15 protein-coding genes are annotated in these 15,533 nt (G+C 39.0%); all 15 read right to left on the reverse strand.

What is annotated here, in order from left to right; genetic code table 11:
- Positions 1-80: 80 nt before the first annotated feature.
- Positions 81-1,748: a ribonuclease J gene (locus JFL43_RS05575; RefSeq protein ID WP_100796533.1), complete on the reverse strand. Its 1,668-nt coding sequence runs from the start codon at positions 1,746-1,748 to the stop codon at positions 81-83.
- 114 nt (positions 1,749-1,862) lie between these two features.
- Positions 1,863-2,756 (reverse strand): 4-hydroxy-tetrahydrodipicolinate synthase, encoded by an 894-nt coding sequence (dapA, locus tag JFL43_RS05580; RefSeq protein WP_100796532.1) that lies wholly within the window; start codon positions 2,754-2,756, stop codon positions 1,863-1,865.
- 13 nt (positions 2,757-2,769) lie between these two features.
- A complete protein-coding gene (locus JFL43_RS05585; protein ID WP_200748360.1) occupies positions 2,770-3,810 on the reverse strand; it encodes an aspartate-semialdehyde dehydrogenase in 1,041 nt (346 codons plus the stop codon).
- A 78-nt stretch (positions 3,811-3,888) separates the two neighbouring features.
- A complete protein-coding gene (locus JFL43_RS05590) occupies positions 3,889-4,476 on the reverse strand; it encodes a dipicolinate synthase subunit B (protein WP_100796530.1) in 588 nt (195 codons plus the stop codon).
- Positions 4,469-5,284, reverse strand: coding sequence for a dipicolinate synthase (locus JFL43_RS05595; RefSeq protein WP_200748266.1), 816 nt, complete (start codon positions 5,282-5,284; stop codon positions 4,469-4,471). Before JFL43_RS05595 ends, JFL43_RS05590 begins: the two co-directional genes overlap by 8 nt.
- Entirely contained in the window at positions 5,281-5,550 is a 270-nt protein-coding gene (locus JFL43_RS05600) for a YlmC/YmxH family sporulation protein (protein ID WP_100796528.1), read from the reverse strand. The genes JFL43_RS05595 and JFL43_RS05600 overlap by 4 nt, the downstream gene beginning before the upstream one ends.
- 104 nt (positions 5,551-5,654) lie before the next feature.
- The gene (locus tag JFL43_RS05605; protein WP_200748267.1) at positions 5,655-6,887 is read right to left on the reverse strand and encodes a M16 family metallopeptidase; all 1,233 of its coding nucleotides are present in this window, start codon (positions 6,885-6,887) and stop codon (positions 5,655-5,657) included.
- Between the two features lie 271 nt (positions 6,888-7,158).
- Positions 7,159-7,401, reverse strand: a complete 243-nt coding sequence (locus JFL43_RS05610) for a hypothetical protein (RefSeq protein WP_200748268.1) — start codon at positions 7,399-7,401, stop codon at positions 7,159-7,161.
- 119 nt (positions 7,402-7,520) lie between these two features.
- On the reverse strand, positions 7,521-9,632 hold the full coding sequence (gene pnp, locus JFL43_RS05615; protein ID WP_200748269.1) for a polyribonucleotide nucleotidyltransferase: 2,112 nt from the start codon (positions 9,630-9,632) through the stop codon (positions 7,521-7,523).
- A gap of 183 nt (positions 9,633-9,815) precedes the next feature.
- Entirely contained in the window at positions 9,816-10,085 is a 270-nt protein-coding gene (gene rpsO / locus JFL43_RS05620) for a 30S ribosomal protein S15 (RefSeq protein WP_100796525.1), read from the reverse strand.
- Between the two features lie 158 nt (positions 10,086-10,243).
- Positions 10,244-11,191 carry a riboflavin biosynthesis protein RibF gene (gene ribF, locus JFL43_RS05625; RefSeq protein ID WP_200748361.1) on the reverse strand — a complete coding sequence of 316 codons (948 nt, stop codon included), beginning with the start codon at positions 11,189-11,191 and terminating at the stop codon, positions 10,244-10,246.
- 14 nt (positions 11,192-11,205) lie between these two features.
- Positions 11,206-12,120, reverse strand: coding sequence for a tRNA pseudouridine(55) synthase TruB (truB, locus tag JFL43_RS05630; RefSeq protein ID WP_200748270.1), 915 nt, complete (start codon positions 12,118-12,120; stop codon positions 11,206-11,208).
- Between the two features lie 87 nt (positions 12,121-12,207).
- Entirely contained in the window at positions 12,208-12,558 is a 351-nt protein-coding gene (gene rbfA / locus JFL43_RS05635; protein WP_200748271.1) for a 30S ribosome-binding factor RbfA, read from the reverse strand.
- A gap of 19 nt (positions 12,559-12,577) precedes the next feature.
- Positions 12,578-12,856: a DUF503 domain-containing protein gene (locus tag JFL43_RS05640; RefSeq protein WP_100796522.1), complete on the reverse strand. Its 279-nt coding sequence runs from the start codon at positions 12,854-12,856 to the stop codon at positions 12,578-12,580.
- Entirely contained in the window at positions 12,853-15,519 is a 2,667-nt protein-coding gene (gene infB, locus JFL43_RS05645; RefSeq protein WP_200748272.1) for a translation initiation factor IF-2, read from the reverse strand. The genes JFL43_RS05640 and infB overlap by 4 nt, the downstream gene beginning before the upstream one ends.
- Positions 15,520-15,533 lie beyond the last annotated feature (14 nt).

Raw genomic sequence — 15,533 nt, forward strand, 5'->3', positions numbered from 1 at the left:
TCACCTTCCTTTCTTCTCTCAAAGGAAAAAAGGATTTCCCACCACAAATCGGTTAGGAAATCCTTCATATCCGCTGCGCATTAATATTCCATAATAATCGGGATGATCATTGGGCGGCGCTTCGTTTTTTGGAATAAATAAGAATTTAGCGTGTCACGGATTTCTTGTTTAATGTTTGTCCATTCGTACGTACCTTTATTCACATATTTTTCGACAACATTCTTCACTTGTGCTGCAGACTCTTCCATTAGTTCTTCTGATTCACGAACATAAACGAATCCTCTTGATAAAATTTCTGGGCCTGAAGCAATTTTTTTGTGTTGACGGTCAATTGTTACGACAACGATAAAGATACCATCTTGACTTAATAATTTGCGATCGCGTAAAACGATGTTACCTACATCACCAACACCGATACCATCGATTAAGACATTACCTGCTGTGACACGGCCACTCATACGCATTTTACCATTTTTATATTCTACAATATCGCCTTTATCAGCGATGAAAATTTGTGATTTAGATAAACCTGTTTCTTGTGCAAGTTTTGAGTGCGCAATTAACATACGATATTCCCCTTGAATAGGGATAAAGTATTTCGGTTTCATCAAGTTGAGCATTAGTTTAAGATCTTCTTGTGCACCGTGACCAGAAACATGTACTTTTTTATCTGCTGACATTACTTTAGCACCAGCTTTTGCAAGTTGGTTCATTGTTTCAGCAATTTGTACTTCCATACCAGGTGATGGTGTAAATGTAATTAGTACTGTGTCCGTTGGTTTAATGCGAATATCGCGGTGATGCTTGCGAATAATTTTCTCAAGCCCTTCTAATGGCTCACCTTGATTACCTGTAACGATTGCTACAATTTCGTTTTCAGGATAATCATTGATTTTGCTTACTGGGATAATTCTTTCTGGATCAACAGAAAGGTACCCTAAGCGCATACCCACTTCAAAAACGTTTTCTAAGCTACGCCCTACAACAGCAATTTTACGGTTAGATGCTGTTGCTTGGTCGAATACTTGTTGAATTCGAATAAAGTTTGATGCATAAAGCGCTACAAGGATACGTCCTTCAGCACGATGGAATGTTTTTGATAACTTTTCGCGGATGATAGATTCTGGGATTGTATAACCTGGGCGTTCTGCTTCTGTTGAATCAGACATTAAGATGAAGACGCCTTCTTCACCAAGTCCAGCCATTTTTGCGATGTCCGGCTTGTACTTACCTTGTGCTGATTGGTCGAATTTGAATTCGCCTGTGTGCACGATTGCCCCTTCAGATGTATGGAACGCAACGCCAAGTGAATCTGGAATACTATGCGTTGTATGGAAAAATGTCACATGCGTCGTTTGGAAATTCATTCTACTCTTACTTGTTACTTCAAAGAACTTCACTGGGTGCGGAACAGGTAATTCTTTTAAATGTTCTTTTGCTAGTGCGATTGTTAATTTTGAACCATATACTGGTGCATTGACTTTTTGTAATAGGTAAGCAATTGAACCAATTGCATCTTCATGACCATGTGTTAAGAAGATCCCTTTTACTCTTGTTTTATTTTCTTCTAAATATGAAATGTCTGGAATAACAAAATCAATTCCTAACATTTCATCCTCTGGGAACATAAGTCCACTATCGACTACAAATAGCTCGTCATCAATTTCAACGGCGTACATTGCTTTGCCGATTTCACTTACCCCACCTAGAGGTATTACGCGTATTACTTCATTTTTTATTTTAACCACTTGTTTTCCTCCTAAAAATAATCCCGAACAAGCATCCACTTATTTTTATTATATCGGTAGTAGTCCGTTTTCACAAACAAAAAAAGAATGGGTTTTAACACCCATTCCATTTTTTTATTTGAACTGTTTTTGTTTAGCTAGGTAATGTTCCCAAACTATATCAAAATGTTCTTTTTCTTGTAACGTCATTTCCACTAATGGAAGTCTTACTGTTTCCGTCGAAACACCTAATTTGCTAAGCGCATATTTGACTGCTGTTGGATTTGGTGCTGAGAATAAGGAACGTATCAATGGCAGGAGAGCTTGATGAATAAATGCCGCATCCTTATGGCGTCCTTCTTTAAAAGCTTGAATCATTTGTTGCATATCCGCACCCACAACATGGGCCGCTACGGAAATAACACCTGCTCCGCCAACTGCTAGTAGGGGTAAAGTTAAACCATCATCACCTGAATAGACTTTAAATTTTTCAGGGGCACCTGCTAAAATTTCCGTCATTTGATCAAGACTACCACTTGCTTCTTTGACAATTTGGATATTTGGAATTTTACTTAATTCTAGAATCGTTTCAGGTAATAAATTGACGACTGAACGTCCTGGAATATTGTATAGCATAACTGGTAACGATGTTTCCTTTGCGATTGCAGCAAAGTGAGCGTACATGCCACGTTGACTCGGCTTATTGTAATATGGTGTCACAAGCATGATGCCATCTACACCTGCAGCTTCTGCTTCCTGGGTAGCTAGAATCGATTCCGCCGTGTTATTACTACCCGTTCCAGCAATGACAGGGATTCGTTTACGAACCGTTTCAACAACAAAGTGAATTAAATCAATTTTCTCTTCATGTGTTAACGTCGGCGATTCTCCTGTTGTTCCACAGACAACAATTGAATCCGTCCCTGAAGCAATTAAATGTTCTACTACTTTTGCCACCATTTCATAGTGGATAGAGCCATCTTTATGAAACGGAGTAATCAATGCTGTCGCGACATTTCCTATATTCACCTTTGGCACCTCCTCAGATTATACCTTCATCAATCATAGCTTCTGCAATTTGAATAGAGTTTAGTGCTGCACCTTTTAATAGATTGTCAGCAACGATCCATAAGTGGAAGCCTTTATCCTTCGCTAAATCTTTGCGAATACGGCCTACAAATACTTCATCTTCGCCTTCAGCATAGATTGGCATTGGATATCCTTGCGCTGTAATATCATCCACTAGTACGATACCTTGTGCGTTCTGAAGTGCCTTCTTAACATCTTCTACTGAGACATTTTCTTTTTCTACTTCAATATAAACAGATTCAGAGTGTCCAGATACTACCGGTACACGTACACATGTGGCCGCTACAGGTAGCTCTGGCATATGCAAAATTTTCTTCGTTTCATTAATCATTTTCATCTCTTCATATGTGAAACCGTTATCTGTGAAGACGTCGATTTGTGGAATAACATTACGAGCGATCGGGAAATGCTTTTTATCCCCTTTTACTGGTAACACGCTTGCTTCAACGTCTTTTCCTTTTTCCCATTCACCACTTTGAGCTTTTAATTCTTCAATAGCGTTAATACCCGAGCCAGATACTGCTTGATATGTAGATACGATTACATTTGTTAAACCAAATGCTTTTTTAATAGGTTCTAATGCTGCCACCATTTGAATTGTTGAACAGTTTGGGTTTGCAATAATCCCTTTATGCTTCGCTAAATCACCTGGGTTTACTTCAGGGACAACTAGCGGAACTTCTGGATCCATACGAAATGCACTTGTATTATCAATTGCTACAGCGCCTCGTTTTGCAGCTTCTGGTGCTAACACTTTAGATACGGAGCCACCTGCACTGAATAGAGCAATGTCTACGCCTTCAAATGCTTCTGCTGTTGCTTCCTCAATCTTGTATGACTGACCATTAAATGTAATGTCTTTTCCAACGGATTTTTTTGAAGCTAGTAATTTAATCTTACCTATTGGAAATTTACGTTTAGCAAGCTGCTCCATCATTTTTGTCCCTACTGCTCCTGTAGCTCCTACAACAGCTACTGTATATTGCTTAGTCATCATACATCTCTCCTCAACTCAACATTAATAATGGCGCTATTGTATCATAATTTTTCATAATTGTGTATAAAAATTAAATTATTTAGTATATTGAATCAATAATGGTTGGAATTGCTTCTTTTCTAATGCACTTTCGATTGTTTCATTTATTTGAGTGAAGTCAGAAATAAGCGAGTTTGGCTTCTTCTCCGGATCATCTTGGCCAAATGGAATGAAGAAAATATTTTTTGTATTCAAAAGTTTCATCAAGTTCATACCATTTAAGCCTAGAGCATCATTTGTAGAAATTCCTATGACCACTGGGCTACCATTCCGGAGTGTCGCCTTTGCTGCCATTAAAACTGGTGATTCTGTTGCTGCATTAGCAAATTTACTAAGGGAGTTCCCTGTCATCGGCGCAATCACCATACAATCTAGTGGATTTTTCGGCCCGAACGGTTCAGCTTCCGCTATTGATTTAATGACCTCATGCCCCGCCTCGGCCTCAATTTTCTCTATCCATTCTTCTCCGGTACCGAATCTCGTTGCAGCATGCAAAACTGAGTGGGTAATAATGGGTACAACTGTCGCACCTTGGTCTCTTAGACGTTTGATTTTTGGCACGACATCCTCATACGTACAATGTGATGCAGTTATGCCTAAGCCGATGCGCTTCCCATTAAGCATGATGTTCCTCCTTTAACTTTTCGTTATATAATTCAATCGTCTGAATTAGTAATTCTGCTGCATCTTGCGGAAAATATTTCCCGGGCAATCCTGGTAATTGAATATAGTCAAAATCGGGTTGTTCCTCAAATGAAAGACATCCTGGAGCAGATGCCAATTCAAATAATGTTGTAGCTGAACTTAACTTGTCACTAAAGGCAGTTGTTAGCCACTTTACAGGGACTGTATTAATAACATAATGTAATTCACCCTCAAAAGCATCTGGTGCTAAAAATGATGCTTTATAGCCGTATGCTTCTGCCTCATAAATTTGCGTTTCTGAACGTGCCAATACATGTATAGTAGCCCCAAGCTCTCTAAATAGGGCAGCTGTCATTTTCGCAACCCTACCAAAGCCCGTGATAACAATTTGTTGCTTATCCATTGATTTTTGTTCATGATCATAAAATGCTCTGAGCATTCCTTCCGCAGTAAGCTTGGCATTTTGCCAAATAAACTGTTCATCTTGCAAATAGGAAATTGTTTTTGCAGTAGACAGTTGCTGTTTGAAATCGGCAGTTGTTCTCCCAACAAACAGTGTTGCTTGTTCTGCTACTTGGAGAAAGCTCTTCATATCCGCTGTCCATTTAAGCGGGTGAATCGGTAAAACAATGCGATTTGGTTGGAGCTTAGTACTTAGCTTTAACAATTCGTCATTCCACTCATCTGAATATTTATACAAAACAGTTCGATGAGGTTTTGACAGCTGTACTGCTAGTTTTTTAAAACGTGCATCAGTGCCGATGAGAAGCCATCTTTCCTCTGTCATTCTGTTAACCCCGAATTCATTGGCTTTGCTTTATTAAATAAAATACGATCTTCCCCAATGAGGACAATTTCATCCCATGGGATATATTCTTGCGTTTTTGGTGATTTCGCCTTAAATGGTAGGCGATGGCCTTTATGAATCATTTCAAAGCCATAAATTTGACCTGTTTTTGGGTCTAGCAAACACTCGGTTTCCGCTAAAATACCGAAGCGAATTCCGTCATTCATTTGAATTAATTCCTTCTCAGCTAACTCTGATAAGAGCATACTTCCCCTCCTTTTCGCATGTATATTATGTATATGCTTTCGCCCCATTTTTCGTGATTTTTTGCTTCAATTGAATAATACAAAAAAAGAAAAAGCTAAGGGCATTAGTTGCTTCCCTTAGCTGGTGTGATGATGGAACTTGCATATGGTTGTTTTAAATGTTCTGTAATAATTTGTCCGACTGATTGCACAGTTACTTCTTGTAATTCAGCTAGTGCTTCTTCAATCGTACGATTATAACCGAAGACCAGTTCATTTTTAGCATTACGGTTCATATAGTCATACGATGTTTCTAAACCAAGAAGCAAGTTACTTTCAAGCTGTTCCTTCGCAAACATCAATTCTTTTTCAGTTATACCATCACGACAAATAGTATCAATTGATTGATATATTGTTTGCTGTAATAAAGGTAGCTGATGTGGCGAAGTTCCCGCATAAATTACAAATGCTCCGGTATCTTGATAAGCTGAATAATAGGAGTAGACGGAATAAGCAAGTGCTTTTTCCTCTCGTACTTCTTGGAATAATCGAGAAGACATGGAATCACCTAGCACACTATTTAGTACAACTAAGCTTAATAGATTTGGCGCTTCCATACCTAACCCGGGATAACCTAATGCAAGGTGGGATTGTTCCACATGACTCGTCTTTTCTATTTTTGCTGGAACAAATGTTGGTAAAGTAAGAATTGTAGGTTTCAGCTTTGCCGTATTTGGAAATTGATCAAATAACTCCTCAATCATTTGGATAAGCGATGAGGATAAATGGCCTGCAACAGAAACGACAATTTGTTCTGGACGATAATGCTTGTGCATGTACGCCAAAATATTTTCACGATTAAACGTTTGTAATGTTTCTGCTGTCCCTAATATCGGTGCACCTAATGCGTTATTGGGGAACATTCCTTGCCATAGTCTCTCGTCAACGTCTTCATCTGGCACATCTTCAGTCATTGCTATTTCTTCTAAAATCACTTGCCTTTCCTTATCGATATCTTCAGGTGCAAATTTCGAATGAAAAAACATATCTGCCAGCATCTCAATTGCCTTTTTTGCATGATGATCAAGAACTACTCCATAGTAGCAGGTATTTTCTTTCGATGTAAAGGCATTTAGTTGCCCTCCAATTCGATCAAATGCTTCTGCAATATCTTTTGCAGAACGTGTTTCAGTCCCTTTAAAAAGCATATGTTCGATAAAATGTGTCATACCGTTCTCATGCGGTTGTTCATAACGCGAACCGACATTTACCCAAATGCCTATTGCTACCGAGCGCACATGTGGAATATCTTCCGCAACAATACGTACTCCGTTAGCACAAATATGTTTTGTAACCAAATAGCTTCCTCCTTTTAATACATGAAAAAGAGGTCGCCGTTTTGTTGGAAACGGACGACCTCAGAGATTTAAAGTTTATGAAATTTAAGCCTACAGATTGTAGGGCGATTGAAGTATTTACTTTCATATCCAGCTTCAGCGGCCAATCCCTCGAGGTCACTTCCATCTTCTCGGTCGAAAGCTGAAATAATACTTTCGATTCGAAGATTACAGTGCTTGTCGGGATTGAACGGGCCGCTTTAGCATTTACTTTCATATCCAGCTTTAGGCGTTAGACTCTCGAGGTCACTTCCACTTCCTCGGACAAAAGCTGGAAAAATGCTTTTGTTTCGAACGTTACAGTGCTTGTCGAGTCTGAACGAGCGCCTTCAGCATTTACTTCCATATCCAGCTTCAGGCGTGAGACTCTCGAGGTCACTTCTACTTCCTCGGACAAAAGCTGGAAAAATGCTTTTGTTTCGAAAGTTACAGTGCTTGTCGAGTCCGAACGAGCGCCTTCAGCATTTACTTTCATATCCAGCTTCAGGCGCTAGACTCTCGAGGTCACTTCTACTTCCTCGGACAAAAGCTGGAAAAATGCTTTTGTTTCGAAAGTTACAGTGCTTGTCGAGTCTGAACGAGCGCCTTCAGCATTTATTTTTGCTCTGCGCGTTCTTTTTCTTCTTTTATTACTACTTTGCGTGATAAGTTTACGCGACCTTGGTTGTCGATTTCGATTACTTTAACAAGTAACTCATCTTCTAATTTAAGGACGTCTTCAACCGCTTTTGTGCGTTCTTCTTGAATTTCAGAAATGTGCAGTAAGCCGTCTTTACCTGGGAATATTTGAACGAATGCACCGAATTTTTCAATACGTTTTACTTTACCCATATAGTATTCGCCTACAACTGCTTCACGTACAATATTTTCAATGATTTCTTTTGCACGTGCGTTCATTGCTTCATCAATAGAAGAGATGTAAATTGTACCATCTTGTTCAGTATCAATTTTCACGCCAGTTTCTTCGATAATTTTATTAATTTGTTTACCACCAGGTCCGATAACGTCACGGATTTTATCTGGGTTAATTTTAACCATAATAATTTTAGGTGCGTATTTAGAAAGGCTATTGCGACTTTCTGGCATAGTTGCAAGCATAGACTCAAGAATATGCATACGGCCAATTTTCGCTTGAGTTAATGCTTCTTCTAGGATTTCTTGAGATAAACCATCAATTTTAATATCCATTTGAAGTGCAGTAACACCTTGAGCTGTACCTGCTACTTTAAAGTCCATATCGCCAAGATGATCTTCCATACCTTGAATATCCGTTAAGATTGAATAGTGTTCACCTTTTTTGATAAGACCCATTGCAATACCTGCAACTGGTGCTTTAAGTGGTACACCTGCATCCAACATTGCAAGTGTCGATCCACAAATACTTGCTTGTGAAGTTGAACCGTTTGATTCTAATACTTCTGATACGCAACGGATTGTGTATGGGAAGTCTTTTTCATTTGGAATAACTGCTTCTAAAGCACGTTCGCCTAAAGCACCATGTCCGATTTCACGACGACCTGGTCCACGAATTGGGCCAGTTTCTCCAACTGAGAATTGAGGGAAGTTATAATGGTGCATAAAGCGTTTAGATTCTTCAACACCTAAACCGTCGATAATTTGAACATCGCCTAGTGCACCTAAAGTACAAACTGATAGTGCTTGAGTTTGTCCACGTGTGAATAAACCTGAACCATGCGCTCTTGGAAGTAATCCTACTTCTGAAGATAACGGACGGATTTCATCTAATTTACGACCATCAGGACGGATTTTGTCTTCTGTGATTAAACGGCGTACTTCTTCTTTCACCATTTTATCTAATATTTCGCTAACTTGTTTTAAAGTAGTATCATCTGCTTCAGCTTCTTCGTATTTTGCAATAACTTCAGCTTTTACAGCATTAATAGCTTCTTCACGAGCATGCTTTTCATAAGTTTGAATAGCAGCAACCATTTTAGTTCCGAATTCCGCATTGATTTCTGCGAATAATTCTTCATTAATTGCATGTAATGTAACTTCCATTTTTTCTTTACCGCATTCAGCAGCAATTGTTTCTTGGAAGGCAATTACTTTTTTGATTTCTTCGTGACCGAATATAATAGCTTCAAGCATTGTTTCTTCAGGAACTTCTAAAGCGCCTGCTTCAACCATGTTGATTGCGTCTTTGGTACCTGCAACCGTTAAGTTAATTGTTGATTTTTCCCATTGTGCAACTGTTGGGTTTACGATGAATTCGCCATCAACTAGACCTACTTGTACACCTGCAATAGGTCCGTCAAACGGAATATCAGAAACCATAAGTGCAAGTGATGAGCCTAGCATAGCTGCCATTTCTGAAGGACAATCTTGATCCGCAGACATTACCATAGAAATTACTTGTACTTCATTACGGAAGCCATCTGGGAATAATGGGCGAATTGGACGGTCGATTAAGCGCGAAGTTAAAACCGCTTTTTCAGAAGGACGTCCTTCACGTTTGATAAATCCACCTGGGATTTTACCAACCGCATATAATTTTTCTTCATAGTTCACTGTTAATGGGAAGAAGTCTAATGGTTTTGGTTTTTTTGAAGCCGTTGCATTTGATAAGACAACCGTTTCTCCATAACGTACTAATACTGATCCATTAGCTTGCTTTGCGAGCTGACCTACTTCGATTTGTAAAGGTCTTCCGGCCCATTCATAGGTATAAACCTTTTTTTCGTTCATTTATTTGAACTCCTCTCTCAAAGAAAAAATCTATTCATGTATTTATGTAGTACTTTTAGTTTATCAAAAAAGAGATGCTTATGCGAAACATTTCAATTCTTTATAATCAATTTGTTGTAGGAGGTTTAATTTATTGAAGCATAAAGAAAAAGCGGGACAAGCCCGCTTTCACAAAATTGCATGTTATCGACGTAAGCCGAGTTTAGTAATGATATCACGGTAGCGTGGTACGTCATTTTCACGTAAATATTTTAATAAGTTACGACGACGTCCGACCATTTTGAATAAACCGCGACGAGAGTGGTGGTCTTTTTTATGAGTACGTAGGTGCTCATTTAAGTTGTTAATCTCTTCCGTAAGGATAGCGATTTGAACTTCTGGTGACCCAGTATCACTTTCGTGTACACGGAATTCAGAAATAATTTCGTTTTTGCGTTCTTGTGCTAGTGCCATCCTATTCACCTCCTAAATTGAAATATCCCCAAATGCTGAGCAAACGTTGGTGAATCGAAAGCCAAGCAATGGTTTAGTGAACGCAATATGAAGTACATCATATAGAGCGAGTCACTTATGAAATAGTAACATAAGCGCCCCTTAGAATCAACTATTATCTAACGTTCACGCAAATATTTCAATGCATTCTCTTTATCTATTTCGATTTGTGCTTTTAGCGTATCGATGCCATCAAATTTCTGTTCTGATCGTAAATGTTTGTACCAATCTACATTCACTTCTTCGGCATAGATATTTTTATCGAAGTCCATCATATGTACTTCTATCGTTAGGTTTTTTTCATCAGGGTTTTTGAATGTTGGTTTGTAGCCAATATTACAGACACCATCAAACCATTCGTTTTGAACTTGTATACGCACAGCGTAGACCCCATTCGCTGGAACGAACGTTCCTTCATGCGCTTGAATATTCGCTGTTGGGAAGCCAATTTGACGCCCACGCTTATCTCCATGCACTACAATACCAGGGATTTGGAATGGTCTTCCTAGAAGTTCATGGACATTTTCCATATCACCGGCTTGTAACAACTTGCGAATGCGAGTTGAGCTAATCTTCTCGTCTTCTTGAACTTGTTTGTCAGTAACAGTTACATCAAACTCTTTGTTACTTAATGTTTTCATATCTTCCATCGTCCCTTTACCAAATGCACCAAATGTAAAGTCGAAGCCGGCTGTCACATGTTTTACATTTAAATTACGAATAAATACATCTACAAATTCACTTGGGCTAAGATTAGCAAAATCTGAAGTGAAGCGTACGACGAATACTGTATCAACGCCCATACCTTCTAAAATATCTAGCTTTTGCTTTAATGGTGTAATATAAAATACTTGTTCTTTTCTTTGACCTAATACAATCGATGGATGCGGATCAAACGTCATTACAGCTGTCTTCAGATTTTGCTCCTGCGCTTGCTTTTTTGCTAGCTCTATTACTGCTTGATGGCCTCGATGAACCCCGTCAAAAAATCCGGTTGCAAGCGAATATGGCCCTTCAATATGTGGATGACTAATTTGGTGAGGGTACATTAATTGAATCACTTTCATCATAAAGAAACCTCCTAATCAACGGCTGGGAACATTTTTTCGGGCTTCATTAGCCCTTCTTTTGTTGGATGCTTAATATAAATAGCAACCGCTCTCTCATTTTCTACAAATACTATTTTATCATGTTCTGCTAAAGATGAGTGCATCGGAAGTACTTGCCCATTTATAATTTGCTTATGATTATCTTCAGTAATTTGGAAGGTTGGATAATCAGTTAACGCTTGTTCAATCGGCATGATCACTTTACTTAGTTCCCCCGCCTCAGCAATTTCACGTAAACCATCAATTGTGACACAATCTTCTTTAGTAAAATTCCCTGAAGCAGTACGGATTAACGAAGCCATATGTGCTGGGTAGCCTAGCTTTTCACCTATTTGTACAGCTAATGTGCGAATATATGTCCCTTTACTACATGCGATGCGAACTGGGAATGTAATCGTAGCCCCTTCATACACTGCCTTATCGCCTAATAGTTCTAATGCATAAATCGTAACTTTACGAGATGGCCGTTCTATTACTTGTCCTTGACGTGCGTATTCGTATAATTTCCGACCATTTATTTTAACAGCTGAATACATCGGTGGAGTTTGAGAAATCTCACCTGTCAAGCCCTCAAGTACAGTTAGTAGTTGCTCACGTGTAATCGTTTTTACACTATCATTTTCTTCTACTATTTCACCTTCAGCATCCTCTGTTGTTGTAGAAGTACCAATTGATATAACAGCTTCATACATTTTACCAGCGTCAGTCAAATATTCTGCAAGACGCGTTGCATTACCGATACAAATTGGTAGAACACCTTCTACACCCGGGTCAAGTGTACCCGTATGTCCAACTTTTTTAGTTTGCAGTATTTTTCGTAGTTTAAAAACGCAATCGTGAGAAGTCATTCCACGTTCTTTCCATAAAGGAAGAATGCCATGCTGCATTCGTGCCAACTCCTTTTTTTATCTAAATTTTCTTATTATAAAAACAGAAAAAGCCTGCAAATAGTAAGTTTTGCAGACTTTTTTCGATTATTGATCTTGTGATTCATGTAGTTGACGTAACAACGTGTCAATTTTATTACCATATTCAGCCGATGAGTCAAACTCAAAGGATAATTCTGGTGTAATTCTTAAACGAATACGTTGACCAATTTCAGAACGAATAAAGCCTTTTGCTTTTTCTAGACCTTTTAATGTGTCTTGACGCTCTCTTTCAGTGCCTAAGCAAGTAATATAAATTGTTGCTTGTTGTAGGTCACCTGTTACTTCAACATCTGTTACAGTAACAAATCCAACACGAGGATCTTTTAGTTTACGGACGATAATTTCCCCGAGTTCTTTTTTCATTTGTTCTGCAACACGATTTGCGCGCATACTCATAATTGTTTCACCTCAATTTTTATAAGTATTCTCTTTGAATGTTTAGACATTCCCAATCGGGATTCGTTTCAAGAAACGAAAGAGCACGGGTGAGTTCACGATCTGCTGCATCTTTGGAAGAGGCCACAGTAACAATCGCAAGCAATGCTCTTTGCCAAACATCTTGATGGTCAATTTCTGCTACGGAAACATTGTACCGCTGCTTTGTACGAGTAATCATACTTTGCAAGACGGCACGTTTTTCCTTTAATGAATGGGCCGCAGGGATGAAGAATTCACACTCTGCGTAGACAATCATTTACGTATGATTTCTTCCATAACGAATGCTTCAATAACATCTTCTGTTTTAATATCATTGAAATTTTTAATTGTAAATCCACATTCATAACCTTTAGCAACTTCTTTTGCATCGTCTTTAAAACGTTTTAGAGAATCTAATTCGCCCTCAAAAATAACGATTCCTTCGCGGATGATACGAACGCCACTATCTCGAGTGATTTTACCTTCAGTTACGTATCCACCAGCAATTGTACCTACTTTAGATACTTTGAATGTTTCACGAACTTCTGCAGAACCGATTACTTTTTCTTGGAATTCAGGATCTAGTAAACCTTTCATTGCAAATTCGATTTCTTCGATAACTTTATAAATAATGCGGTGTAAACGGATATCTACGCCTTCAGCTTCTGCTGCACGTTTTGCATTTGTATCTGGTCGTACGTTGAAACCAATAACAATTGCATTTGATGCAGCTGCTAATGAAATATCAGATTCTGTAATCGCTCCAGCACCTGTGTGGATGATACGTACGTTTACGCCTTCTACATCGATTTTCATTAATGAAGCGGCCATTGCTTCTACTGTACCTTGAACGTCAGCTTTAACAATTAAGTTTAATTCTTTCATATCGCCTTGGCTCATTTGTTCGAATAGGTTATCAAGTGTTACGCGTTGTTTTTCAGAGCGTTGTGCTTGAATAGCCGTCATCGCACGTGCTTCCCCTACTTGGCGAGCTGTTTTTTCATCTTCGAATACTACGAAGCGATCTCCGGCTTGAGGAACTTCACTTAAACCTGTAATTTCCACTGGCGTAGAAGGACCTGCACTTTTCACACGACGACCAATATCATTGACCATTGCACGAACACGTCCGAAAGCATGCCCAACTACAATTGGATCACCAATTTGAAGTGTACCGTTTTGTACTAATAAAGTAGCGACAGAACCGCGGCCTTTATCAAGTTGAGCTTCTATAACAGTACCGATAGCTTTGCGTTTAGCATCTGCTTTTAATTCGCCTACTTCTGAAACTAATAAGACCATTTCAAGTAGAGAATCAATACCGTCACCTTTTAATGCTGAGATTGGAACGAATATTGTTTCGCCACCCCAAGCTTCAGGTACTAGACCATGCTCAGTTAATTCTTGCATTACGCGGTCAGGATTCGCTGATAGTTTATCCATTTTGTTTACTGCAACAATAATAGGAACTTCTGCAGCTTTAGCATGGTTGATTGCTTCAACTGTTTGAGGCATTACACCATCGTCAGCAGCTACTACTAAAATTGTTAAGTCAGTAACTTTAGCTCCACGTGCACGCATTGTAGTGAAGGCTGCGTGGCCTGGTGTATCTAAGAATGTGATTTTTTTATCGTTTACGACTACTTGGTACGCGCCGATATGTTGTGTGATACCACCTGCTTCTCCAGCAGTTACTTTAGTGTTACGGATTGAATCAAGTAATGTTGTTTTACCATGGTCAACGTGCCCCATAATTGTTACAACTGGTGGACGTTCTTTAATATCTTCAGGTTTTGACTCTTCTTGAGTATCTTCGAAGTAAGTTTCTAAGTCTGTTACATCGATACGAACTTCTTCTTCGACTTCCACACCATAATCAGCACAGATTAGTTCGATTGCATCTTGTTCAAGCTCTTGGTTAATTGTTGCCATTACACCAAGCATGAATAATTTTTTAATAATTTCAGATGGTTCACGGCCTAATTTTTTCGCTAGTTCGCCTACTGATAATGATTCAAAGAAAGTGATTTTTTCTGGTAATTCTTTTTTCACTGCAGGTACAACTGGTTGCGGTCTGTGTTTACGTCGTTGACCACCATTAATACCTGGTTTTCTTCTCTGATTGAAGTTACGGTTGCCACCTTGTTGGTTTGATTGGCCACCAGGACCACGGTTTGTGTTGCGGTTTTGGCTTGAATTTGAACCTGGTTTTGCGCTCGAATTTGCAGCCGGTTTTGAATTTGTGTTAGAGCCGTTATTCGGTCTTGGGTTCGAGTTTGAACCGTTATTTGGTCTTGAGCTCGAATTAGAGCCGTTATTCGGTCTTGGGTTCGAACCGTTATTTGGTCTTGAGCTCGAATTAGAGCCGTTATTCGGTCTTGGGTTCGAACCGTTATTTGGTCTTGAGCTCGAATTAGAGCCGTTATTCGGTCTTGGGTTCGAACCGTTATTTGGTCTTGAGCTCGAATTAGAGCCGTTATTTGGTCTTGGGTTCGAATTCGTTTTCGCGCCTGAATTTGTGTTCGGTCTTGTATTCGTATTTGCACCATTATTTGGTCTTGAATTCGAATTAGATCGGTTGTTTGAATTTGTGTTTGAGTTTGAGTTGTTTTTTGAAGTTGAATTGTTATTCATAGTACTTCCTTGAGTAGTATTTTGGTTTGGTTGAGCAGCGCTAGGTTGTTGCATATTACCGTCTTTTCTAGCGTTCGGACGATTCCCTTGTTGTCCTCTGTTTTGGTGCTCAGGTTTTTTTAATCCTTGTGATGATTGTGCGTTGATTTTCATTTTAAATACACCATCTAGTTTGCTAACTGCATCTTTTTCTAACGTAGACATATGGTTTGTGACGTTAATTTGTAGCTTTGAAAGCTGATCAATAACTTCTTTACTTGACTTATTTACTTGTTTCGCATATTCATGGACGCGTAATTTTGTCATGTATTCACCCCCGG

Source organism: Viridibacillus soli (assembly GCF_016612995.1).
GTDB classification, from domain to species: domain Bacteria; phylum Bacillota; class Bacilli; order Bacillales_A; family Planococcaceae; genus Viridibacillus; species Viridibacillus soli.

Bases quoted from the DNA above. Each gene is read 5' to 3' on its own strand.
- JFL43_RS05585 (WP_200748360.1), bottom strand. From the start codon at position 3,810: ATGACTAAGCAATATACAGTAGCTGTTGTAGGAGCTACAGGAGCAGTA.
- JFL43_RS05610 (WP_200748268.1), bottom strand. From the start codon at position 7,401: ATGAAAGTAAATGCTGAAGGCGCTCGTTCGGACTCGACAAGCACTGTA.
- JFL43_RS05590 (WP_100796530.1), bottom strand. From the start codon at position 4,476: ATGCTTAATGGGAAGCGCATCGGCTTAGGCATAACTGCATCACATTGT.
- JFL43_RS05640 (WP_100796522.1), bottom strand. From the start codon at position 12,856: ATGATTGTCTACGCAGAGTGTGAATTCTTCATCCCTGCGGCCCATTCA.
- ribF (WP_200748361.1), bottom strand. From the start codon at position 11,191: ATGAAAGTGATTCAATTAATGTACCCTCACCAAATTAGTCATCCACAT.
- JFL43_RS05595 (WP_200748266.1), bottom strand. From the start codon at position 5,284: ATGACAGAGGAAAGATGGCTTCTCATCGGCACTGATGCACGTTTTAAA.
- rbfA (WP_200748271.1), bottom strand. From the start codon at position 12,558: ATGAGTATGCGCGCAAATCGTGTTGCAGAACAAATGAAAAAAGAACTC.
- rpsO (WP_100796525.1), bottom strand. From the start codon at position 10,085: ATGGCACTAGCACAAGAACGCAAAAACGAAATTATTTCTGAATTCCGT.
- JFL43_RS05600 (WP_100796528.1), bottom strand. From the start codon at position 5,550: ATGCTCTTATCAGAGTTAGCTGAGAAGGAATTAATTCAAATGAATGAC.
- infB (WP_200748272.1), bottom strand. From the start codon at position 15,519: ATGACAAAATTACGCGTCCATGAATATGCGAAACAAGTAAATAAGTCA.
- pnp (WP_200748269.1), bottom strand. From the start codon at position 9,632: ATGAACGAAAAAAAGGTTTATACCTATGAATGGGCCGGAAGACCTTTA.
- truB (WP_200748270.1), bottom strand. From the start codon at position 12,120: ATGCAGCATGGCATTCTTCCTTTATGGAAAGAACGTGGAATGACTTCT.